Source organism: Nonomuraea sp. NPDC049480 (genome assembly GCF_044465905.1).
Taxonomy (GTDB): Bacteria; Actinomycetota; Actinomycetes; order Streptosporangiales; family Streptosporangiaceae; genus Nonomuraea.
This window is the reverse complement of sequence record NZ_JBITMD010000011.1, coordinates 172560-195465: the sequence shown is the minus strand read 5'-3', so window position 1 is coordinate 195465 and position 22906 is coordinate 172560. Positions and strand designations below refer to the sequence as shown.

20 protein-coding genes are annotated in these 22906 nt (G+C 71.6%); 10 read left to right on the top strand and 10 right to left on the bottom strand.

Annotated features, from left to right (window positions below; translation table 11 throughout):
- Positions 1-26: 26 nt before the first annotated feature.
- The 3 genes from ligA to ACIBX3_RS30395 all read right to left on the bottom strand — a co-directional run bounded on the left by ligA (position 27) and on the right by ACIBX3_RS30395 (position 3711).
- Complete coding sequence (gene ligA / locus ACIBX3_RS30405; RefSeq protein ID WP_397122891.1) at positions 27-2219, bottom strand: NAD-dependent DNA ligase LigA; 2193 nt, start codon at positions 2217-2219, stop codon at positions 27-29.
- Positions 2220-2283: 64 nt separating this feature from the next.
- The gene (locus ACIBX3_RS30400) at positions 2284-2703 is read right to left on the bottom strand and encodes a hypothetical protein (protein ID WP_397122889.1); all 420 of its coding nucleotides are present in this window, start codon (positions 2701-2703) and stop codon (positions 2284-2286) included.
- A 15-nt stretch (positions 2704-2718) separates the two neighbouring features.
- Positions 2719-3711 (bottom strand): methionine synthase, encoded by a 993-nt coding sequence (locus ACIBX3_RS30395; protein ID WP_397122887.1) that lies wholly within the window; start codon positions 3709-3711, stop codon positions 2719-2721.
- Positions 3712-3734: 23 nt separating this feature from the next.
- Here ACIBX3_RS30395 and ACIBX3_RS30390 point away from each other — a divergent pair, with 23 nt between their 5' ends.
- On the top strand, positions 3735-4367 hold the full coding sequence (locus ACIBX3_RS30390; RefSeq protein ID WP_397122885.1) for an MBL fold metallo-hydrolase: 633 nt from the start codon (positions 3735-3737) through the stop codon (positions 4365-4367).
- Here ACIBX3_RS30390 and mnmA read toward each other — a convergent pair.
- Positions 4354-5418: a tRNA 2-thiouridine(34) synthase MnmA gene (gene mnmA, locus ACIBX3_RS30385; protein WP_397122883.1), complete on the bottom strand. Its 1065-nt coding sequence runs from the start codon at positions 5416-5418 to the stop codon at positions 4354-4356. The genes ACIBX3_RS30390 and mnmA overlap by 14 nt on opposite strands.
- Before the next feature lie 67 nt (positions 5419-5485).
- Here mnmA and ACIBX3_RS30380 point away from each other — a divergent pair, with 67 nt between their 5' ends.
- Positions 5486-6541: a DUF695 domain-containing protein gene (locus tag ACIBX3_RS30380; RefSeq protein ID WP_397122881.1), complete on the top strand. Its 1056-nt coding sequence runs from the start codon at positions 5486-5488 to the stop codon at positions 6539-6541.
- Here ACIBX3_RS30380 and ACIBX3_RS30375 read toward each other — a convergent pair.
- Complete coding sequence (locus tag ACIBX3_RS30375) at positions 6534-7697, bottom strand: cysteine desulfurase family protein (protein ID WP_397122879.1); 1164 nt, start codon at positions 7695-7697, stop codon at positions 6534-6536. The genes ACIBX3_RS30380 and ACIBX3_RS30375 overlap by 8 nt on opposite strands.
- A 53-nt stretch (positions 7698-7750) precedes the next feature.
- On the opposite strand from ACIBX3_RS30375, the gene ACIBX3_RS30370 reads away from it, so the two are divergent.
- The 8 genes from ACIBX3_RS30370 (at position 7751) to ACIBX3_RS30335 (ending at position 18994) form a co-directional block, all read left to right on the top strand.
- Positions 7751-8260: a TetR/AcrR family transcriptional regulator gene (locus ACIBX3_RS30370; protein ID WP_397122877.1), complete on the top strand. Its 510-nt coding sequence runs from the start codon at positions 7751-7753 to the stop codon at positions 8258-8260.
- A 300-nt stretch (positions 8261-8560) separates the two neighbouring features.
- Positions 8561-9754, top strand: coding sequence for an MFS transporter (locus tag ACIBX3_RS30365; RefSeq protein ID WP_397122875.1), 1194 nt, complete (start codon positions 8561-8563; stop codon positions 9752-9754).
- A 119-nt stretch (positions 9755-9873) separates the two neighbouring features.
- Positions 9874-10773 carry an ABC transporter ATP-binding protein gene (locus ACIBX3_RS30360; RefSeq protein ID WP_397122873.1) on the top strand — a complete coding sequence of 300 codons (900 nt, stop codon included), beginning with the start codon at positions 9874-9876 and terminating at the stop codon, positions 10771-10773.
- Complete coding sequence (locus ACIBX3_RS30355; protein WP_397122871.1) at positions 10770-11534, top strand: hypothetical protein; 765 nt, start codon at positions 10770-10772, stop codon at positions 11532-11534. Before ACIBX3_RS30360 ends, ACIBX3_RS30355 begins: the two co-directional genes overlap by 4 nt.
- Before the next feature lie 29 nt (positions 11535-11563).
- The gene (locus tag ACIBX3_RS30350) at positions 11564-12262 is read left to right on the top strand and encodes a response regulator transcription factor (protein WP_397122869.1); all 699 of its coding nucleotides are present in this window, start codon (positions 11564-11566) and stop codon (positions 12260-12262) included.
- Positions 12262-13719 carry an ATP-binding protein gene (locus ACIBX3_RS30345; protein WP_397122867.1) on the top strand — a complete coding sequence of 486 codons (1458 nt, stop codon included), beginning with the start codon at positions 12262-12264 and terminating at the stop codon, positions 13717-13719. Before ACIBX3_RS30350 ends, ACIBX3_RS30345 begins: the two co-directional genes overlap by 1 nt.
- 203 nt (positions 13720-13922) lie before the next feature.
- The gene (locus ACIBX3_RS30340; RefSeq protein WP_397122865.1) at positions 13923-17726 is read left to right on the top strand and encodes a Pls/PosA family non-ribosomal peptide synthetase; all 3804 of its coding nucleotides are present in this window, start codon (positions 13923-13925) and stop codon (positions 17724-17726) included.
- A complete protein-coding gene (locus ACIBX3_RS30335) occupies positions 17723-18994 on the top strand; it encodes a M1 family metallopeptidase (RefSeq protein ID WP_397123146.1) in 1272 nt (423 codons plus the stop codon). The genes ACIBX3_RS30340 and ACIBX3_RS30335 overlap by 4 nt, the downstream gene beginning before the upstream one ends.
- A gap of 344 nt (positions 18995-19338) precedes the next feature.
- On the opposite strand, the gene ACIBX3_RS30330 is transcribed toward ACIBX3_RS30335, so the two are convergent.
- From ACIBX3_RS30330 to ACIBX3_RS30310, 5 genes are all read right to left on the bottom strand, one after another.
- On the bottom strand, positions 19339-19764 hold the full coding sequence (locus tag ACIBX3_RS30330) for a hypothetical protein (protein WP_397122863.1): 426 nt from the start codon (positions 19762-19764) through the stop codon (positions 19339-19341).
- Positions 19765-20260: 496 nt separating this feature from the next.
- Positions 20261-20656, bottom strand: coding sequence for a type II toxin-antitoxin system VapC family toxin (locus tag ACIBX3_RS30325; protein ID WP_397122861.1), 396 nt, complete (start codon positions 20654-20656; stop codon positions 20261-20263).
- Positions 20650-20904, bottom strand: coding sequence for a type II toxin-antitoxin system Phd/YefM family antitoxin (locus ACIBX3_RS30320; RefSeq protein ID WP_397122859.1), 255 nt, complete (start codon positions 20902-20904; stop codon positions 20650-20652). Before ACIBX3_RS30320 ends, ACIBX3_RS30325 begins: the two co-directional genes overlap by 7 nt.
- Positions 20905-21150: 246 nt before the next feature.
- Positions 21151-22104 (bottom strand): electron transfer flavoprotein subunit alpha/FixB family protein, encoded by a 954-nt coding sequence (locus ACIBX3_RS30315; protein ID WP_397122857.1) that lies wholly within the window; start codon positions 22102-22104, stop codon positions 21151-21153.
- 18 nt (positions 22105-22122) lie between these two features.
- Complete coding sequence (locus ACIBX3_RS30310) at positions 22123-22902, bottom strand: electron transfer flavoprotein subunit beta/FixA family protein (protein WP_397122855.1); 780 nt, start codon at positions 22900-22902, stop codon at positions 22123-22125.
- Between the last annotated feature and the right edge of the window lie 4 nt (positions 22903-22906).

The window sequence follows — 22906 nt, the reverse complement described above, 5'->3', positions numbered from 1 at the left end:
TGCGCGCAACCGGCTTGCCCTCCCCGCTACGCCTCGGGCTTGACCGCGACCTCCGCCGCCGCCTCCGGCCCGTCCTTCAGCAGCACCTCGAACCCGGTCCCGTCCAGGATCGGCACCCCGAAACCCACCGCCTTGTCGTACTTCGACCCGGCGTTCTCCCCCGCCACCAGGAACGACGTCTTCTTCGACACCGAGGACGCCACCTTCCCGCCCCGGGCGGCGATCGCGTCCGAGGCCGAATCCCGCGTGTAGCCCTCCAGGGTCCCCGTCACCACGAACGTCAGCCCCTCGAGGATCTGCGGCCCCTTCTCCGGCGCCGGCTCGTCCTCCATCCGCACCCCGGCGGCCCGCCACCGTTCGATGATCTCCCGATGCCAGTCGACCTCGAACCACTCCTTGATCGTCGCCGCCACCCTGGGGCCGATGCCCTCGACCGCGGCGAGCTCCTCCTCCGAGGCGTTCATGATGGCGTCGATCGAGCGCATGGCATTGGCCAGGTCGCGGGCGGTGGGCGGGCCGACGTGCCGGATCGACAGGGCGACCAGCAACTGCGCGAGCGAGACCTGCTTGGCCCGCTCCAGCTCCTCGACGAGCAGCCGGGCGTTGGCGCTGGGCTCGCCGTTGAGGTTGGAGAAGAAGGAGACGATCTTCTGCTCGCCGGTCTTGGGATCGACCTTGGGCAGGCCGGTGTCCTGGTCGCGGACCACCGACTTGATCGGGAGCAGCTGCTCCAGCGTCAGGTCGAACAGGTCGGCCTCGGTGCGCACCACCGGCTGCTGCGGCGGCAGCGGCTGGGTGAGCGCGGTGGCCGCGACGTAACCCAGCCCGTCGATGTCGAGTGCGCGCCGCCCGGCCGCGAAGTAGATGCGCTCACGGATCTGCGCCGGGCAGCTGCGGGCGTTGGGGCAGCGCAGGTCGGCGTCGCCCTCCTTCTCGTACGCCAGCTTCGTCCCGCACTCCGGGCAGTGCGTGGGCATGACGAACTCCCGCTCCGACCCGTCGCGCAGCGCGGCCACGGGCCCGACGATCTCGGGGATGACGTCGCCCGCCTTGCGCAGCACGACGGTGTCGCCGATGAGCACGCCCTTCTTGACCACGATGGCGGCGTTGTGCAGCGTGGCCCGCTCGACGGTGGAGCCGGAGACCACGACGGGCTCCATCACCGCGTACGGCGTCACGCGCCCGGTCCGGCCTACGCCCACCTGGATGTCCAGGAGCTTGGTGTTGACCTCTTCGGGCGGATATTTGTACGCGATCGCCCACCGCGGCGCCCGCGAGGTCGAGCCCAGCTCCCGCTGCGTGCGGAAGTCGTCGATCTTCACGACGACCCCGTCGATCTCGTACGCGGGATCGTGCCGGTGCACCCGGTAATGCTCGATGAACTCGTTGACCTCGGTGAGCCCCGGCACCACCCGGTAGAGATCGCTGACCGGCAGCCCGAACTCCCGCAGCCGGTCGTAGACCTCCGACTGGGCCCGCGGCTCGGTCGCGCCCTCCCAGACGCCGATGCCGTGCACGAGCATCCGCAGCGGCCGCTGGGCCGTGATGCGCGGGTCCTTCTGCCGCAGCGTGCCCGCCGCCGAGTTGCGCGGGTTGGCGAACGGCGGCTTGCCCTGCTCGACGAGCTGCTCGTTGAGCTTCTTGAAGTCCTCGACCGGGATGTAGACCTCCCCCCGCACCTCGACCAGGCTCGGGACGTCGTCACCCGTGAGCCGGTGCGGGACGCCCTTGATCGTGCGGACGTTGGCCGTCACGTCGTCGCCGGTACGCCCGTCGCCGCGGGTGGCGCCGCGCTCCAGCCTGCCGTCCCGGTAGACCAGCGCCACCGCCAGCCCGTCGATCTTCAACTCGCACAGGAAGGGGCCGGGGTCGCCCTCGGCCAGCCGCTCCGCCCGCGCCGTCCAGGCGGTCATGTCCTCGGCGTCGAAGGCGTTGTCGAGGCTCTCCATCCTGGCCAGGTGCTGGACCTTGGCGAAGTCGCCAGAGACCGGCGCGCCCACCTTCTGCGTAGGCGAGTCCGGCGTCTGCAGCGACGGATGGGCCTCCTCCAGCGCGAGCAGCTCCTTGAACCACTCGTCGAACTGCGCGTCGCTGACCGTGGGCTGGTCGAGCACGTAGTAGCGCCAGCGAGCGTCCTCGACCTGCTCGCTCAGCTCGGCATGCCGCTTGAGCGCGGCCACGGGCACGCCCCCGACCTCAGTGCTTGACTCGCTGCTCAACGCAGGCTCTCCTCTCTCAACACCTTGAGGAAACGCTACCGCCGGGCACCGACAAGCACACGCCTCAGCCGCCCTGCGCCCAGACGCCTTCCCAAGCCGAGCACTTACCGGTGATCTTCTTGGCGGTGCCGCGGCACATCTTGCCCTCGATGGAGAGCATGTAGCCCGTTCCGAACGAGAACTTCAGAGGCGTCGTCCCCGAGCAGTTGCGATACGTCTTGTAACCCTTGCCGCCCTTGTCCTTGACCCACCGGAACGTGAGCCACGAGCACCCCTTGCGCCCGGGGAAGTCGTAGAGCTTGCCGTTCACGAAGAACCCCGGCCGGTCGAGCACGACCTTCCCCTTGGCCTTGCCCGCCCGGTCGGCGGAGTAGATCGAGCCCCAGCTCCACGTCTCCGGGTTGGCGGAGGCCATGGCGGGCGCGGCGATCGAAGCGGACGCGATCAGGAGCGTGGTCCCGACGGCCATACTGCGAAAAATCATGATGCGGAGGCTAGATCACCCAGCTTGCATCCCACTTGCGGGGTCATCCCGGAGCACCTGAGCGCCTTTCCTGCACGCCGCCAGCGCGGCCCGCGCGTACCGGGGGGACGCCCCGGCCAGCCCGCACGCCGGCGTCAGCACCACCTGCCCGGCCAGCCGCTCCGGGTCGAACCCGAGCCGCCGCCACAGCTCCAGGGCGGGCTTGGCGACCACGCCCGCATCCGGCAGCCGGGTGTCCGTGCCCGGCACAACCCCCAGGAACAGCGTCACCCCGGCCTCGACGGCCTCCCCGACCGCCTCCTCGTCCCTGCGCCGCAGCAGCGAGGCGTTCACGGAGACGCCGCGTACCCCCGCCCGGCGCAGCAGCGCGAAGGGCACGGCGGGCGCGCAGCAGTGCACCACCGGACGTTCGAACAGCCCCAGCGACTCCTCCGCCCGCCACTCCTCCACGGCGGCGAGCCGCCCGAACCCGGAGGCCGTCGGCACGGTTCCCGCCAGCACCCCGGGCAGCCCCGGCTCGTCGAGCTGGAGCACGATCTCCGTCACACCCGGCAGCCGCCGCCGCACCTCGGCGCAGTGGTCCGCGACCCCCTGGGCCAGCGAGGCGGTCAGGTCGCGCACGGCCCCGGCGTCGGACAGCACCTTGTCGCCGTGCTTGAGCTCGATCGCCGCGGCCAGCGTCCACGGCCCGCACACCTGCAGCTTCAGCGGCCCCGCGTAGTCGTGCCCGATCTCCTCCAGCCCGTCCAGGTCCCGTCGCCGATGATCGACGGCCCGCTGATGATCGCGCCCCGGCCGGTCGGTGAGCCGCCACCCGGACGGCTGCACCTCGACGGGCAGCTCGATCAGCAACGAGGCCGTCCTGCCGACCATGTCGGCGCCGACGCCCCTGGCCGGCAGCTCGGGCAGGTACGGCAGCCCGGGCAGCTCGCCGAACACCACCCGCAGCGCCTCGAAATGATCCTCTCCCGGATGCGAGCCCACCCCGGTGGCTTCCCACGTTGACATGGACACAAGCGTAGGCTGCGCGAATGGAGCTGACGAAACACGACCACGCGTGCGTACGCGTGGAGAAGAACGGCAAGGTCCTGGTCATCGACCCGGGTGTGTTCACCAAGACCCCGGTGCTCGACGGCGCCGACGCCGTCCTGATCACTCATGAGCACGCCGACCACGTGGACGTCGGCGAGCTGAAGGCCGCCTCACCCGATCTGGAGATCTGGACCTGCGAGGGCGTGGCCGCGGGGTTGTCCGAGGTGCCGGGCGAGGTCCAGGTGGTGCGGCACGGCGACGCCTTCGAGACGGCCGGTTTCCGGGTGAAGGCGTTCGGCGAGTGGCACGCGAAGAACCACCCCGACGTGCCCCCCGTCCAGAATGTCGGCTTCCTGGTGGACGATGAGGTCTTCTACCCCGGTGACGCCCTGACGGTGCCGGACGTGGAGGTGCCCACCCTGCTGGTGCCGACCGGCGCGCCGTGGCTGAAGCTCGGCGAGGTGGTCGAGTATCTCCGCACGGTGCGGCCGGCGCGGGCGTACTCCACGCACGACGCGTTGTACAGCGAGCTCGGCCTGGGCATCGTCGACACGTGGCTGCGGGGCGAGGCCGAGAAGCAGAAGGCCGACATCCGCCGCCTGGCGGTCGGCGAGTCGGTCAGCCTCGGCTAGCGGAGACGATCGTCGCCGAGCCGATCACGGTGGCGCCGGTGTAGAGGACGGCCGCCTGGCCCGCGGCCACGCCCGTGGCCGGGCGGTCGAGGTCGATGCGGAGCCCGCCGTCGATCTCCTCGTAGCGGCAGCCGTAGACCTCGCCGTGGGCGCGCAGCTGCACGGTGAGGTCGTCGCGGACGGCGGGGCCGTTCCACACCGGCGGGCCGCAGGTGATCGTGGTGACCTCCAGCGCCGCGCGGGGCCCGACCGTGACCGTGTTGGACACCGGCTCGATCGACAGCACGTAGCGCGGCCTGCCGTCCGGGGCGGGCCGGTCGATGTGCAGGCCCTTGCGCTGGCCGATCGTGAAGCCGTGCGCGCCCTGGTGGCTGCCGACGACCGCGCCGCTCTCGTCCACGATGGAACCCTCCGCCGCCCCGAGCCGCTTGGCCAGGAAACCACGTGTGTCGCCGTCGGCGATGAAGCAGATGTCGTGGCTGTCGGGCTTGTCGGCGACGGTCAGGCCGCGCCTGGCGGCCTCCTCGCGCACCTCGGCCTTGGTCGAGTCACCCAGCGGGAAGATCGCGTGGCCGAGCTGCTCGCGGGTGAGCACGCCCAGCACGTAGGACTGGTCCTTGCCCTGGTCGACGCTCCGGGACAGGACGCCGTCGGCGAGCTTGGCGTGGTGGCCGGTGGCGACCGCGTCGAAGCCCAGGGCGAGCGCCCGGTCCAGGACGGCGGCGAACTTGATCTTCTCGTTGCAGCGCAGGCACGGGTTGGGTGTACGGCCGGCCGCGTATTCGGCCACGAAGTCCTCGACCACGTCGCGCTGGAAACGCTCGGCCATGTCCCAGATGTAGAACGGGATGCCGATCACGTCGGCGGCGCGTCGCGCGTCGCGCGAGTCCTCGATCGTGCAGCACCCGCGGGCGCCCGTGCGGTGGGATTGGGGGTTGGCGGACAGGGCGAGGTGAACACCAGTGACGTCGTGACCGGCCTCGGCGATCCGAGCGGCGGCCACGGCGGAGTCGACGCCGCCCGACATGGCGGCAAGCACACGCAGTCCCATGACCGTTCCAGCGTACTGTCCGGCAGGGGGTGCGCGGCCATGGCCCGCGTCTGCGAGGATTCAGCCCATGCGACTGTTCGGGCGCAAGGACGCAGAGGAAGAGGGCGGCGAGTCCCGCGACGACGGGATCGCCGGGTTCTGGGAGTGGTGGCAGGAGGCCAGGCCGCGGCTCGACTCGCTCGTGGCCGCGGGCGCGGCCGAAGGGCTGGAGGACGTGCTCGCCCCGGCCGTGGCGGCCGTCCATCCCGACCTGGTGTGGGAGGTGGCGCCGGGCAGGAACGCCGCGCACGCCCTGGTGGTGACCTCGGCGGGCGACGCCGAGCTGCGCCCGCTCGCGCACCGCTGGGCCAAGGCCGCGCCGCCGGCCGACCTGCTGTGGGAGTTCCACCCGTCGCGGCAGGCCAATCCGCAGGCTCTGGAGCTCACCCTGGACGTGGGCGGGTTCGAGTTCGCGCTCGACAAGCTGATGCTGGGCCTGCGCGTGCCGAGGAACCAGCCGCGGGTCGACGTGGCGGCGTACCACCCGATCTTCGGCGAGCTCGACGAGGACACCAGGATGGACACCACGCTGCTGGCCCTGGACTGGCTGCTCGGCGAGGACGACGTGGCGAGGTGGGTGGGCGAGATCACGGCGGCGACGTTCGAGCCGATCGACGCCGTCGCGGCCGCGCACCTGTCCGCCGTGGTCGCCGACGTGGCCTCCGGCTACGCCGAGGAGCAGTGGGTCCTGCTCGAGGGCCAGACCGCGGGCGGGGCGCCGCTCGTCGCCACGGCCCGCTTTCCGCTGCGCCCGGTCGACCATCCGCTGTTCGACCAGCACATCGCGATCACGCTGCCGTACACGCACCGCGACGAGACCGGCCTGCCCATCGGCGAGTCGCTGACGGCGCTGCGCGACTTCGAGGAGCGGCTGGCCGCCCGCCTGCTCAAGCTGCGCGACGACGCGGTGCTCGCGGCGCATCTGAGCGCCGAGGGGCAGCGGGTCATCCACGTGTACGCCGACCCGACCGGCGACGCCGCGATCCACGCCAAGGAGCTGATCGTGAGCTGGGAGGAGGGCGAGCCCCGGGTGGACGTGGCGAGCGACCCCGCCTGGACCGCCGTGGTGCCCTTCATCAGCTGAGACCGGCGCGGCGGGCACGCTCGACGGCGGTCGGGAGCACCTCGATGAGGCGGTCGACGTCCTCGCGGGTCGAGGTGTGTCCCAGCGTGAACCTGAGCGAGCCCCGCGCCGCGGCCGCGTCGGCCCCCATGGCCAGCAGCACGTGGGACGGTTGGGCCACGCCCGCCGAGCAGGCCGAGCCCGTCGAGCACTCCACGCCCTTGGCGTCGAGCAGCATGAGCAGCGCGTCGCCCTCGCAGCCGGGGAAGGAGAAGTGGGCGTTGCCCGGCAGCCGGTTGACGGGGTCGCCGTTGAGTATCACGCCGGGCACGGCCTGGCGGACGCGTTCGATGAGCTCGTCGCGGAGCTCCGTCAGGCGGCGGCTCAGGGCCTCCTGGTGCCGGACCGCGGTGCTGACGGCGGCCGCCAGACCCGCGATGGCGGGCGCGTCCAGCGTGCCGGAGCGCACGTCGCGCTCCTGGCCTCCGCCGTGCTGCACGGAGACCGGCGTCAGGCCCCTGGCCAGCAGCAGCGCGCCGGCTCCGATCGGTCCGCCGACCTTGTGGCCGGTCAGCGTGAGCGCGTCGGCCCCCGACTCGGCGAACGACACCGGCAGCTGCCCGATCGCCTGAACCGCGTCGGTGTGGAACGGGATGCCGTGGTCGTGGGCGATGGCGGACAGCACGTGCACCGGCTGGACGGTGCCGACCTCGTTGTTGGCCCACATGACGCTGATCATGGCCACGCTCTCGGGGTCGCGCTCGATGGCGGACCGCAGCGTGTCGGGGTGCACCCGGCCGTGCTCGTCGACCTCCAGCAGCTCGACCTCCGCGTCCTGGCTGACGGCCAGCCACTGGGCCGGGTCGAGCGCGGCGTGGTGCTCCACGGAGCTGATCAGCACGCGCCGCCGTGGCCGCCGCGCCCAGTAGAGACCCTTGATCGCGAGGTTGTCGGCCTCGGTGCCGCCCGAGGTGAACACCACCTCGCTGGGCCGCGCCCCGAGCGCGTCGGCGATCGTCTCCCGCGACTCCTCGACCACCCTGCGCGCCTGGCGGCCCGCCGCGTGCAGTGAGGACGGGTTTCCGACGCGTTTGAACTGCTCCGTCATGGCCTCGATCGCCTCGGGCAGCATCGGGGTGGTCGCCGCATGATCAAGATAGGCCGACGGTCTGGTCACCCGCTCAGGGTATCTCGTTTGCGACTGTACCGTCCGGACGGTACAGTAGAGGCATGCGAAAGGACGAGCTTTTGGACGCGGCGGAGGAGCTCCTCTGCGACCAGGGCTCGGCCGCGCTCACGCTGTCCGCCGTCGCGGACCGGGCAGGTGTGAGCAAGGGCGGCCTCCTCTATCACTACGGCTCCAAGGAAGCCCTGATCAAGGGCATGGTGGAGCGTCTGATCGAGGACTTCGACCAGCTCATGGCGGCCCAGCCCGGCGGGACCTACACCGAGCGCTACGTGGGCGCGACGCTGGCCGCCGTGCGATCGGGGCGACTGCGACGATGGGCCGTCGTGACGGGGGCGTCGGGAAACCTCTTCCTGCTCGCGCCGCTACGCGAGGCGATGGCCCGATGGCACCGCGAGGGGTTGAGCGAGGAGCCGGATCCGCAGGCCTCCCAGATCGTCCGGCTCGCGTGTGAAGGGCTCTGGGACGTGGCCAGCCACGACCCGGAGCTGAACACCGAGGACGACCTGCGCTCCCTCGAGGACCGCCTGCGGGCCCTGCTGAAACCGGCCTGACCCAGGCCCGTCCCCCGAGGCCACGTGACCGTGGCCTTCTCACCCCACGGTGCGCGGCGCCGCCGAAGCCGACTCCGCCGACGACGCGCGGCACGGCTCCGCCACGCTCCCACTCACGCCGCGATCCTGCGCCGGGCCGCCGAGCCCCTGTGCGGCGTGAGCCCGGCGCAACACGCACACGCCCAGCCACCGGCATCCCGCCGGCACCGGGCCCGCGGGCGATGTGCCCCCTGCAGGAGCAGGAGCAGGACTGCGCCCGAACGATGCAGAAAACTACGACTCTACGGAAGGTGTTGCCGTATGACCCGCGACCTGAGGATTGCCCGCCACGGGGCGGTCCTCACCTTCGTCCTGGCCGGGCTGATGGTGGGCACGATGACCGTGCGCATCCCGGCGCTGACCGACAAGCTGGGCCTCTCCGAGTCCGCGGTCGGCGCCATCCTGCTGGTCTGGGGCCTGGGCGCCCTGGTGACCATGCAGTCCATGCGCCGGGTGATGGCCCGCGCGGGCAGCAGGGCGGTCCTGCGGGTCGGCGGCCCCCTCACCGCGATCGGCCTCCTGGCCGTCGGACTCGCCCCTGACCTCCCGTTGCTCATGGCGGCCGTGGCGTTGTTCGGCATGGCGTTCGGCACGGTGGACGTCGCCATGAACGCGCAGGGCTCCACGGTGGAGCAGGCGTACGGGCGTCCCTTGATGAACGGCATGCACGCGGGCTGGTGCGTGGGCGCGATCTCGGCGGGCGCCCTGGGCAGCGTGGCGATCGCGCTCGGCCTGTCGTTCACCGCCAACGTGGCGCTGATCGGCCTGGTCGCGCTGCCGGTCATGGTCGTGCTCGGCCGCACGTACCTGCCCGAGGCCCCGGTGGTGGAGACCGCCGCCACGGCCCGGCGCCGCCTGCCGCCGATCGTCTACCTGCTCGGCGCGATCATGTTCTTCGCCTTCATGGTGGAGGGCACGGTGGCCGACTGGAACGGCCTGTACCTGCGGGACGAGCTCGGCGCCCCCGAGGCCCTGGCGGTGCTCGGCTACCCGGTCTTCGAGGCCGGCATGCTGGTCGCCAGGCTCACCGGCGACCGGCTGCGGACCAGGTTCGGCGTGCGCGGCATGCTGACCGTGTCCGGGCTGGCCACGGGCGGGTTCTTCGCGATCGTGCTGCTCGCTCCGGCGGCGATGGTGGCGGTGTCCGCGATGTTCTTCGTCGGGCTCGGCGTGGCGACGATCTCCCCGCTGACCCTGTCGCTCGCCGGGACCGCGACCGACACCCCCGGCCCGGCGATCGCGCAGGCCGGCGCCATGGGGTACGCCGGTCTGCTGCTGGGTCCGGTGGCGATCGGCTTCCTGTCGGACGCCACCTCCCTGCGTACCGCGCTCGGCATCGGCGTGGTCCTGGGCCTGCTGATCGCCCTGGCCTCCCGGCTCCTCCCCCGTCACGAGCCGGCCGTGATCAGCGCGCTCCCGGTCAGGGAGCGCGAGCCCGCCGAGGCCGCCGCCTGATCCGGGTTCTGTGAGTTCCCTGTGGATCCCCGCACGCCCGTCCACACGGCGTCGGGACCTCACAGAGAACTCACAGAACCGCTCAGAACACCCTCAACCGGCCCCTCCACGCTGGAGTCATGATCCAGCTCACCGGATTGACCAAACGCCACGGCGCGGTGCTCGCCGTGGACGATCTCACCTTCACCGTACGGCCGGGCCTGGTCACCGGCTTCCTGGGCCCGAACGGCGCGGGCAAGAGCACGACCATGCGCATGATCCTCGGCCTGGACCTGCCCACCTCGGGCACCGCCACCGTCAACGGCCGCCTCCACCGGGACCTCCCGCACCCGCTGCGCGAGGTCGGCTCGCTCCTGGAGGCCCAGGCCGTGCACCCGCACCGCACCGCGCGCAAGCACCTGCTCTACCTCGCCCAGACCAACAAGCTCCCGCCCGCCCGCGTGGACGAGGTGCTCGACCTGGTCGGGCTCACGGACGCTGCGAACCGGCGGGCGGGCGCGTTCTCGCTGGGCATGGGCCAGCGACTGGGCATCGCCGCGGCCCTGCTGGGGGACCCGCCGGTGCTGCTGCTGGACGAGCCGGTCAACGGCCTGGACCCCGAGGGCGTCCTGTGGATCCGCACGCTGATCCGCCGCCTGGCCGCCGAGGGTCGTACAGTGCTGGTCTCCAGCCACCTGATGAGCGAGATGGCGCTGACCGCGGACCGCCTGGTGGTGATCGGCAAGGGACGGCTGATCGCCGAGGCGGACATCGGCGAGTTCACCGAGGACGGGTCGGCGGTGCTCGTACGCACGCCCGAGGCCGCCTCCTTCGCCCGGCGGCTGGAGTTGTCCGGCGCGCACGTGCAGGCGGGGCGGGACGGCGAGATCGTGGTGACCGGCATGACGGCGCCCGACGTAGGGCGGCTGGCGGCGGTGGAGGGGGTGCCGCTGTTCGAGCTCACCCCGCGGCGCACGTCGCTGGAGGAGGCGTTCATGGAGCTCACCCGGGACAGCGTCGAGTACGGAGGGACCCGATGATCGACACGGGGGTGCTGAGGGCGGAGTGGACCAAGTTCAGCAGCATCAGGGCCACGGTGGTGTTGCCACTGGCGACCGTCGCGGTCTCGGCGGCGTTCGGGTTCCTGTTCGGCAACGCCGCGGCCAAGGAGTACGCCACGGCCACGCCGCAGGAGCGGCTGGACTTCGCGCCGCTGGACCTGGGGATGCGCGGGCTGTTCGTCGCGCAGTTGCTGGTCGCGGCGCTGGGCGTGCTGATCGCCTCCTCCGAGTACGGCTCCGGGACGATGCGGGCCAGCGTCGCCGCCGTGGGCGGCCGGGGCCGCCTGCTGGCCGCCAAGGCGGGGATGACGGCGCTGACCGCGTTGCCGGTGAGCGTGGCCGGGGTGTGGCTCATGTACGTGGCGAGCCAGACGACGCTGGCCTCGGGCGGGGCCCCGTACGTCATGCCCGGCGACCCCGCCGCGCTGCGCCTGCTGCTGCTCGGACCGTTGGTGTTCACGCTGCTGGCGATGTTCGGGCTTGCCCTCGGCTTCCTGCTGCGCGGCACGGCCGCCGCTGTGAACGTCAGCACGGCCTTCCTCCTGCTCCCCATCCTCTCCACGGCCTCGCCCGACCCCGTGCGGGACTTCGTCTCGACCTTCTGGCCGAACATGGCGGCCTTCCAGGCCGTCTCCGGAACGTCCGAGCTGCCGTCATGGGCGGGACCGGGGATCCTCGTCGGTTTCGTGGCGGTCCTGCTGATCGCCGCGTTCGTCCAGTTCAACAATCGCGACGCCTGACTACGCTGGTTCGCAGGGAGGTGCGCCGCATGGGCGAACGGCTGCTCGTGGTCGACGACGAGCCCACCGTCAAGGAGTTGCTGTCGGCGACGCTGCGGTTCGCGGGCTTCACGGTGAGCTCGGCGGAGAGCGGCGCGCAGGCGCTGGAGGCGGCCAGGCGCGACCCGCCCGACCTGGTCCTGCTCGACGTCATGCTGCCAGATCTGAATGGGTTCGAGGTCATCCGCAGGCTGCGGAGCCTGCCCAGGGGCGGCGGGCGGCCGGGTCCCGTGCCCGTGTTGTTCCTGACAGCGCGGGACGCGACGGCCGACAAGATCAACGGCCTCCGGCTGGGCGGCGACGACTACGTGACCAAGCCGTTCGACCTGGAGGAGTTGCTGGCCAGGATCAGGGCCATCCTGCGGCGCACGGGCGGCGTCCCCGACGACCACACGATCGTCGTGGGCGATCTCGAGGTAGATCCCGACGGCCACCAGGTGACCAGGGCGGGACGGCCGGTACGCCTGTCGCCGACCGAGTTCCGGCTGCTCCACCACCTGGTGCTCAACGCCGGCCGGGTGCTGCCCAAGTCGCAGATCCTGGAGCACGTGTGGCGCTACGACTTCGCGGGCGACACGAGCATCGTGGACACGTACGTGAGCTACCTGCGGCGCAAGCTCGACACCGGCGAGCCCAAGCTGATCCACACCGTGCACGGTGTCGGCTACGTGCTGCGCAAGCCGAAGTGATGATCGCGCGCCAGGTGATCGGGCGGCTGTCGTTACGGGTCCGGCTGCTGGCCATCGTGGTGGGGCTGCTCGTGGTCGGCCTGGCAGTGATCAGCTCGGTCGTGCTGCGGCAGCTGGAGACCCAGCTCTTGGCCCGCGTCGACGCCCAGCTGACGCCGTTGAGCAGGGTCCTGTCCGCGATCCCGCCGGAGGCCCTGTCCAGGCTGCAGGGGCTGACCGGCCGGGTGCCGCTGGACGTGGGAGAGCTCGACCTGATCGAGACGGTCTACGCGGCGTACCTGTCCGCCGACGGCTCGGTGCTCCGCGAGCTGCGCGACGCGGCCGGGCCCGACCTGCCCCGGCTCGACGCCGCGGCCGTGGCCGCCCGCGCGGGCGAGCCGTTCACCGTGACCGGTTCTGACGGTCAGGAGTGGCGGGCGATGGCGCTCCCCCGAGCCGCCGTGGGCCGGTCGACGCCGCACTCCGGAATCGTCGCGGCCGTGTCGCTGGAGGGGATGCACTCGACGGTCAACCGGCTCCGGACGGCCTCGCTCATCGCGGGCTCCGTGCTGCTGGCGGTGCTCGCGCTGGTGGGCGGGGTCGCGATCAGGGCGGGCCTGGCGCCGCTGCGCCGGGTGGAGGAGACGGCCGCGGCCATCGCCGGCGGCGACCTGTCCAGGCGCGTGCCCGAGCCCCCCACGACCAGGACCGAGGTGGGCCGGCTGGCCCGCTCGCTCAACACGATGCTCGCCCAGATCGAGCAGGGCGTGGCCGCGAGCGCGGAGTCGGAGGCCCGCATGCGCAGGTTCGCCGCCGACGTCAGCCACGAGCTGCGTACCCCGCTCTTCGGCATCAAGGGCTTCTCCGAGCTGTACCGGATGGGCGGCACGGAGGCGGGACCCGCGCTGGCCCGCATCGAGAGCGAGTCCGGGCGGCTGGCGCGGCTGGTGGAGGACCTGCTGCTGCTCGCCGGCCTCGACGAGGCCGACGGCCCCGGCCTGGACCTCACCCCGATGGACCTGCGTACGCTGGCCGCCGACGCCCGCCACGACTTCGCCGCCCTCGACCCGTCCCGGCCCATCGCCTTCACCGGGCCTTCCGGCGGCCCGGCGGCGAGCGCGCCGGTGCTGGGCGACGAGGCCCGGCTGCGGCAGGTGGTCAGCAACCTGGCCGGCAACGCCGTCACGCACACGCCCGCCGGCACTCCGGTCAGGATCGGCGTGGGCATGTCGGGAGGCGAGTCGGTGCTGGTCATCGAGGACGAAGGGCCGGGGCTCACCGCCGAAGAGGCGGCCAGGGTGTTCGACCGGTTCTACCGCGCCGACGGCTCGCGCGCCCGTACGACGGGGGGCGCGGGACTCGGCCTGGCCATCGTCCGCTCCATCGTCACCGCCCACGGAGGCCGCGTGGAGGTCCGCTCGTCGCCCGGTGAAGGCGCGGCCTTCGAGGTCCGTCTTCCGGCCGCCGACCAACGTTGAGGCCGGAGAATCGACCGCATCATCCCTGCTCCAGAGCGGGCGTGGAATAGCGGTGCGCATGGGACCGTTGGGGACGGGGGTGGCGCGAACGCCACGACGGTGGCGGATGCCGCGGCACATGTCCTTGGGGAGGCGGCCGCCGACCGCCTGATTGAGGGAGCATGCGTTTGTCTCGCCACTCGACCGATTTAGTTGCCAGAACCGTGTCCGCGGTCTATCCCGCGGGCATGCTGGCGCCCCCGCCCCGCACCCTGCTGGACATCCTCGACGAGACCGCCCGCCTCCATCCGGAGGCGCCCGCGCTCGACGACGGCACGGTATGCCTCGACTATCGCTCGCTGCGCGCCGAGGTGGACCGGGTCGCCGCCGATCTCGGGGAGGCCGGGGTGGGCCGCGGCGCCAGGGTGGGCGTGCGCATCGCGTCGGGAACGGCCGAGCTGTACGTCTCCATCCTGGCCGTGCTCGCGGCGGGCGCCGCGTACGTGCCCGTCGACGCCGACGACCCGGACGAGCGGGCCGACCTGGTCTTCGGCGAAGCCGGGGTCGACGCGGTCATCACCGGTGAGCTGACGGTTCACGGCGGCGTGCGGACGGTTTCCGCGCCGCCCGCCCCTGACGACGACGCGTGGATCATCTTCACCTCCGGGTCCACCGGCAAGCCGAAGGGCGTCGCGGTGACGCACCGATCGGCGGCCGCGTTCGCCGACGCCGAAGCCGGGCTCTTCCTGCCGGAGCGTCCGCTGGGCCCCGGCGACCGGGTGCTGGCCGGGCTTTCCGTGGCCTTCGACGCCTCCTGCGAGGAGATGTGGCTGGCCTGGCGGAACGGCGCCTGCCTGGTTCCCGCACCCAGGGCCCTGGTGCGCACCGGGATGGACCTGGGACCCTGGCTGGCCGATCAGCGCATCACGGTCGTCTCGACCGTGCCGACGCTGGCCGCGCTCTGGCCCGTGGAGCACCTCGGCGGGATCCGGCTGCTCATCTTCGGCGGGGAGGCCTGCCCTCCTGAGCTGGCGGAGCGCCTGGCCGTGCCGGGGCGGGAAGTCTGGAACACGTACGGGCCCACCGAGGCGACGGTGGTGGCGTCCGCGGCGCGGCTCACGGGCGACGGCCCCGTACGCATCGGGCTGCCCCTCGACGGGTGGGACCTGGCGGTGGTCGGCGGCTCGGGCGAGCCGGTCGCCATGGGCGAGACCGGCGAGCTGGTCATCGGCGGCGTGGGCCTGGCCCGCTACCTGGACCCGGTGAAGGACGCCGAGAAGTACGCGCCGCTGCCGTCCCTGGGCTGGGAGCGCGCCTACCGCAGCGGCGACCTCGTACGGGCCGATCCCGAGGGCCTCGTCTTCGTCGGCCGGGCCGACGACCAGGTGAAACTGGGCGGGCGCCGGATCGAGCTCGGCGAGGTGGACGCCGCGCTGCAGGCGCTGCCCGGCGTCACCGGCGCGGCCGCCGCCGTCCGCACCGCGGGCGGCGGCCACCAGGTGCTCGTCGGCTACGTCGCCACCGAGCCCGGCTTCGACGCCGGTGAAGCGCGCGAGCTGCTCGCCGATTCACTGCCCGCCGCCCTGGTGCCGCGCCTGGCCCCCATCGACTCGCTGCCGACGAGGACGTCCGGCAAGATCGACCGTGACGCGCTGCCCTGGCCGCTGGCCGAGCCGGCCGCTGCTCCGGCCGAACTGAGCCCGGCCGAAGCCCTGCTGGCCGAGAAGTGGACCGGCATCCTGGGCATCGCACCGGATGGCCCCGGCGCGAACTTCTTCGCCGACGGCGGCACCAGCCTGGCCGCGGCGAGACTGGTGTCCGTGCTGCGCCCCGACTATCCGGACGTGGCGGTGGGCGACGTGTACGCGCAGCCGACGCTCGCCGGCCTGGCGCGCCTCCTGACCGGCCGCGGCGAGCCCGAGACCGCGCGACCTCCCGTGGTCCCCATGCCCCGGCGGGCCGCGGTGGCTCAGTCGGTGCTCATGATCCCGCTGCTCACCGCCGGTGCCATGCGCTGGGTCGTGCTGCTCGCCGCACTGAACAACCTCCTCGCGCCGGCGTGGGCGCCGGCGCTGTCGTGGTGGTGGGTGGCCCTGGGCGGGCTGGCGTTCGTCACTCCCATGGGGCGGATGGGCCTGTCCGCGGCGCTCGCCCGGCTGGTGCTGCGCGGCGTGCGGCCGGGCAGCCACCCGCGCGGCGGCGGCGTCCACCTGCGGCTGTGGTTCGCCGAGCAGTTCGCGGCCAGGCTCGGCGTCCACGACCTGGCCGGCGCGTCCTGGATGGTGTGGTACGCCCGGCTGCTCGGTGCCCAGGTGGGCGCGGACGCCGACCTGCACTCGCCCCCGCCCGTCACGGGACTGCTCAAACTGGGCAGGGGCGCGTCGGTCGAGCAGGAGGTCGACCTCACCGGCCACTGGTACGACGGCGACCACCTGCACATCGGCGAGATCCGGATCGGCGCGGGCACCACGGTCGGCTCACGGGCGACACTGCTGCCCGGCACCAAGGTCGGGAAGAACGCCCAGATAGCCCCCGGATCGGCCGTCACCGGCACCGTGCCCTCGGGCGAGCTCTGGGCGGGAGCGCCGGCGTTCAGGCAGGGCAAGTCACGCAGGACGCGGCCCGCCGAGCGGGCCTCCCGCTCCCGCTTCTGGGCATCGGTGTACGGCCTGACCGCCATCGCGCTCAGCCTGCACCCGGTGGTGGCGGCGGGGGCGGCGCTCGCCGTCCTGGCCGCGTACGCCGGGGACGCCCGCACGCTCGGCGCGGCGCTCGCCGCCGCCCTGCCCGGCGTGCCCCTCGCGACGATCGCCGGCCTCGCCGCGTTCGCCCTGATCACGCTGGTCAGCGTGCGGCTGCTCGGCCTGCGCCTGCGCCCGGGCCACCACCCGGTGCACAGCCGCCAGGCCTGGCAGGCGTGGGCGACGGGACGGCTGATGGCCTCGGCCCGCGTCTGGCTGTTCCCGCTGTACGCGAGCGTCCTGACCCCCGCGTGGTTGCGGGCGCTGGGTATGAAGGTGGGCCGCGGCGTCGAGCTGTCCACGGTCCTCGCGCTGCCCTCGATGACATCCGTCGGCGACGGCGCTTTCCTGGCCGACGACACGATGGTGGCTCCGTACGAGCTCGACGGCGGCTGGATGCGGATCGCGTCCGCGCGGATCGGCAAGCGCGCCTTCCTCGGCAACTCCGGGATGACCGCGCCCGGCCGCAAGGTGCCCAAGGACGGCCTGGTCGGGGTGCTGTCGGCGACGCCGAAGAAGGCCAAGTCCGGCTCGTCGTACGTGGGCATGCCGCCCATGGAGCTGCGCCGCACCGCGGAGGAGGGCGACAGGAACCGCACCTACGACCCGCCCGCCCGGTTCAAGGCGGCCCGGGCGCTGGTCGAGGCGTTCCGTGTGGTGCCCGCGATGTGCGCGGTCGCGCTCGCCGTCCTGGCTGCCGCCGCTCTCGAAGCACTGGCGGCACAGTACGGCTTCGCCGCGGCGGCCGCGCTGGGCGGCCTGGTCATGCTGTCCGCCGGGGTGCTCGCGGCCGCGGTCGCGACGGCCGCGAAATGGGCCCTGGTCGGCCGGATCAGGACGGGCAACCGGCCGCTGTGGAGCTCGTTCGTGTGGCGCAACGAGCTGGCGGACAACTTCGTCGAGGTACTGGCGGCGCCCTGGTTCGCGCGGCCGTGGCTGGGGACCGCGCCGCTGAACGTGTGGCTGCGCTCGCTCGGGGCACGCATTGGACATGGGGTCACGTGTGACACGTACTGGCTGCCCGAGGCGGATCTGGTGACCCTGGGCGACGGCGCGTGCGTCAACCGGGGTTGCGTCCTGCAGACGCATTTGTTCCATGATCGGGTCATGAGCATGGACGCGGTGACGCTGGAGCCGGGCGCGACGCTGGGCCCGCACGGCGTGGTGCTGCCCGCCGCGCGGGTGGGCGCCGACACCACGATCGGGCCCGCCTCGCTGGTCATGCGCGGCGAGGCCGTGCCCGGCCGTACCCGCTGGTTCGGCAATCCCATCTCGGCGTGGCGATGACGTCGTACTTCCCACAGCACGGCGATCGCCGCTACGGGGTCGCGCACTACGATCTGACGTTGAGATACCGGGTCCCGGCCAACCGGCTCGACGGCGTGGCCCGGCTGACGGTGTCGTCCGCCGGGCCTCTCACCACCCTCGACCTGGACTTCGGCCAGCTCCGGGTCTCGAGCGTCACCGTGGACGGAGCCACCGCGCGCTATTCGCACAGCCAGGGCAAGCTGCGCGTGACCGTGCCACGGCTGCTGCCCGTGGGATCGCGCGCCGCCGTCGAGGTCCGCTACTCGGGCAGCCCGGTGCCGGTGCGGAGCTTCTGGGGCGGCCTGGGCTGGGAGGAGCTGAGCGACGGCGCGCTCGTCGCCAGCCAGCCGATCGGCGCGCCCTCCTGGTTCCCGTGCAACGACCGGCCCGACGACAAGGCGTCCTACCGGATCTCCGTGAGCACCGCGTCGCCGTATCAGGTCATCGCCAACGGCGAGCTCGTCGCCAGGCGGCGGGCGGCCGGGACCACCACGTGGATCTACGACCAGGCCGAGCCCATGGCGAGCTACCTGGCGAGCGTGCAGATCGGGCGCTATCAGCTCTCCGACGTCGCCGGAACGCGGCTGGCCCACCCACCGCGCCTCGCCACCCGCGCGCGACATGACTTCGGCCGGCAGGGCGAGATGATGGCGTTGTTCACCGACCTGTTCGGGCCCTATCCGTTCACCGGCTACACCGTCGTGGTGACCGACGACGACCTGGACATCCCGGTCGAGGCGCAGGGCATGTCGATCTTCGGCAGGAACCACGTCGACGGCATACGCGGGTCCGAGCGGCTGGTCGCGCACGAGCTGGCGCACCAGTGGTTCGGCAACAGCCTCACCGTGGCCTGCTGGCGCGACATCTGGCTGCAGGAGGGCTTCGCCACCTACGCCGAATGGCTCTGGTCCGAGTCCTCGGGCGGCCCGCCCGCCGGCACCCACGCCCGGCGCTGGCACCAGAGGCTCGCGGGGCTCCCGCAGGACTTCGTGCTGGCCGACCCCGGCGCGGCCATGCTGTTCGACGACCGCGTCTACAAGCGGGGCGCGCTGACCCTGCACGCGTTGCGCCGCGCCCTGGGCGACCTGGTCTTCTTCCCTCTCCTGCGCGCCTGGACCGCCCGACACCGGCACGGCAATGTCACCACCCAGGAGTTCGCCTGGCACGTCCAGCGGCACGCCCCGAGCCCGGTCGGGCCGCTGCTGTCCGCCTGGCTGCACGACAAGCCGCTCCCTCCCTGTCCTTGAACGCACGCGGTCATGGACCCTGACGAAAGTCAGAGGCTGGGGTTGTCTTCGGAATCCTGTGCCGCGAATCCGCCGCCTGGCCGGGCAGCCGCCCCTGCGGGAGACACCGACCGGGGTCCCGGCGACGTAGTGCCATCCTGACCGCGCTCATCACGGAAGGTGGGGGCGGCAGCGTCGCAGTTCGGGCACGGTTCGCCGCTGGCGAGTTGGTGCGCGACCAGCCGTCCCACGGGGGGAGCGGGGGTCACGGCCGAGTGCATGACGGTCACGTAGACGGTTGACCGGACGAGCGACCGTAACTCATCGCCAGACGGGGGCATTGCCCACCGCGATCTGCATTGCGCTCAGCTGTGGCGGCCGAGGGCTTTCCGGGATATGGCGGCGCTGACGGTGGTGCCCTCTCCCGGCACACCGTTGACGGTCAGGACGCCCCCGAGGTCCGTGAACTCACCGCACCTGCCCCCTAAGTGTGCCCGCAGCGCCTCGGCCGACCTTCCGCCTCCGTCGTCACTCACCGTCAAGCGCAGCCCACTGGGGGCCACGGTGAGGGCGACAGAGACCGTACGGGCGCGCGCCTGCCTTTCCACCTCGTCCAAGACGTCGCAGATGGTCCCATGGACGGTCTCGCCGACGTGGCGGGGAAGCGGCTCCTTCGGCAGCGCCCACACCTCCACCGCGATCCCGGTCCGCTGAGACCATTCGGCCAGGATGTCATCCAGTTCGCCGGCCTCCGCAGACCGTACATCCAGCCGAAGTTCGTTACGTGGCACGCTTCCTCATCTCCCCGTGTTCCCTTGAGCTTGCCCATCTCCCCCATGCTCCCTAGAGCTTGTCCTCCCCGTGCTCCCTGGAGCTTGCCTTAGTTCACCACGGCGGTTGCCGACCGTGGTGAACTAAGGCACCTTGACGACATCATGGATATCTTGCGATCTTCTTGACATCAGCTAAAAGTCACCTCAAACACCCCCTGGAAGGCGCGTCCATCCTGCGTTTACGCACACAACAAAGATCAGCCCCATCGTCGTGGCTGGGGGACGCAGCGTCGGAACCAGGGGCGATCCAGCAGTCGTGTTCCACCTGGGACCTACTGCGTACCGCACTTGGCATCGGAATCGACCTGGATGTACTGATCACAGTGGCTTCGGGCCGGGTCCGACCGGGAAGCGCATCCGCCGGGGTCAGCAGGTTCTACAGGCGGACTTCACTGTGGAGAAGGCTCTGTGCGAGTTGGCCGAGCGCATCGATCAGGGTGAGGATGTGCAAGGTTCACAGCTTTATGACCTCGACACCTGGCATTTCGTCGTAGTCCGAATCCTGTGTGACGACAGGAACCTTGTGTGCGATGGCTGTGGCGGCGATCCAGCTATCGTTGATGGGCGCCTTGCGTCCGGCGGCGCGTAGCTGGGAAATCAGCAAGGCCCATGCGTCAGAGACGGCCTCGTCGATCTCAATGGGTTCGAAACGTTCCGCAAGCTGGTAGGTGGAGAGTCGTCGGGCGGATGTTTCGGGGTCACGAGACTGAAGAACACCGAGCCTGAGCTCACCGAGCGTCACCACAGACACGCCCCATTCATAATCAGCGAACAGGTCGGCATCAAAGCGCTTCGCTTCCAGTCCGATGAAGACCGACGTGTCCGCCAACGCGCGCTTGCGTTCTACCACGGAAGATCGTCCGTCGTCTCGGTGAGCGTCTCGCGCAGTTCGTCCGCAAGGCCGGTAGCGTCGGCGCCTAGACGAGTCAGTTCCATACCGACTTCGACTGCCGAGATCCATCGGCGGCGGCGCGAGAAGGGGATGATCTTCGCGACCGGTCGATTATCTCGGAGAACTTCGATCTCCTCGCCGGATTCAACGCGCCGCAGCACTTCAGCAGTGTTGTTGCGCAGTTCCCGCGCCGGAATAGCTGTCACACTACGATCGTAGGCCGTTCGCTACAGTCGTAGCAAGGCCTGCTAGCCGGGAAGGGCGCTTGCAGGGCGCTCACGGCGCTGAGGCCCTACGCATTCCCTACCCAGGTGCCGAGGTAATCGCTTGACGAAGCGGCGAAGCGGCTTTTGAGCCGGGGGTTTGGGGGGCCGCGCCCCCCAATGTCACAGCCTGAGCTTCTTGCGCGCGAAGCGCTGTTCGGCGAAGACCATGCTCGCCCCCCGGGCCCCCTACTTACGCTTCTTGACCTCCTCGGTCAGCTGCGGAACGATCTGGTGGAGGTCGCCCACCACGCCGTAGTCCGCCAGTTCGAAGATCGGCGCCTCCGGGTCCTTGTTGATGGCGACGATCGTCTTGGCGGTCTGCATGCCCGCCCGATGCTGGATGGCCCCCGAGATCCCGGCCGCGATGTACAGCTGCGGCGACACCGTCTTACCCGTCTGCCCCACCTGGAACTGGTGCGGGTACCAGCCGGCGTCCGTGGCGGCGCGCGAGGCGCCCACGGCCGCGCCGAGGGCGTCGGCCAGGCCCTCGATGATCGAGAAGTTCTCGGCCGAACCCACACCCCGACCACCGGAGACCACGATCGCGGCCTCGGTGAGCTCGGGACGCGCACCCTTCTCCTGCTTGACCCGCTCCACGATGCGCGCGGCCTTGGCGGCGTCGGACAGCGTGACCGACACCTCCTCCTCCGCCCCGGCCCCGGCCGCCGCCACAGGGGCGGTCGAGTTGGGCCGTACGGCGACGATGGGCGTGCCCTTGCTGACCTTGGACTGCACGTTGACGCCGCCGCCGAAGATGGACTGGTCGGCGACGAAGCCCTCGCCGAGGCCCACGGCGTCGGTGATGACGCCGGAGTCGGTCTTGACCGCGAGGCGGCCGGCGACCTCCTTGCCCTCGGCCGTGGCCGCCACGAGCACGGCGGCGGGCGACTGGGAACCCACGAGCTGAGCCAGCAGCTCGGCCTTGGGCGCGACCACGTAGTCGACGATGTCGCCGGAGCCGGCGACATAGATCTTCTCGGCGCCGTACTCGGCCAGCCTGGCCTTGGCCTCCGGCGTGATGCCGGGGCCGGCCCAGACGGCGGACGGCGTGCCGAGCGAGCGGGCCAGCGTGAGCAGCTCCAGCGTGACCTTCTTGACCGCGCCGTCGACCTGCTCGACGAGAACGAGAATCTCCGACATTTCAGTAAACCCCCGTTCTCAGATGAACTTCTTCGACGCGAGGAAGTCGGCGGCCTTCGCGCCACCGTCGCCCTCGTCCTTGACGATGGTCCCGGCCGCGCGCGGCGGGGCGGGGGCGAAGTCGACGACCTCGGACCAGGCTGCGGCCAGGCCGACCTGGGCAGCGTCGATGGAGGCGTCGCCGATGGCGAGCGTCTCGACCGGCTTCTTCTTGGCCGCCATGATGCCCTTGAACGACGGGTAGCGCGGCTCGTTGATCTTCTCCACCACGGACACGACGGCCGGCAGCGCGGCCTCGACCTTGTCGAAGCCGTAGTCGGTGATGCGCTGGATCCTGATGGCGGAGCCCTCGACCTCGACCTTGTTGGCCAGCGTGAGCTGCGGCGTGCCGAGGCGCTCGGCCAGCATCGCGGCCAGCACGCCGGTGCGCGCGTCGGTGGACTCCGAGCCCAGGATGACCAGGTCGAAGCCGATCTTCTTGAGGACCTGCGCCATCGCGTACGAGGTCGACAGCGCGTCGGAGCCGTGCAGGGCCTCGTCGCTCAGGTGCACGGCCTTGTCGGCGCCCATGGCGAGAGCCTTGCGGATGGTCTCGGTGGCCCTTCCGGGGCCCATGGTGAGCACGGTCACCTCGCCACCGTGGGCCTCCTTGAGCTTCAGCGCCTCTTCGACCGCGTACTCGTCAAGCTCGTTGACCACGCCATCGGCGGCGTCGCGGTCGAGCGTCTTGTCATCGGACCGCAGCTTGCGCTCGGTCGCCGTGTCGGGGACCTGCTTCACGCAGACGACGATGTTCATGGCC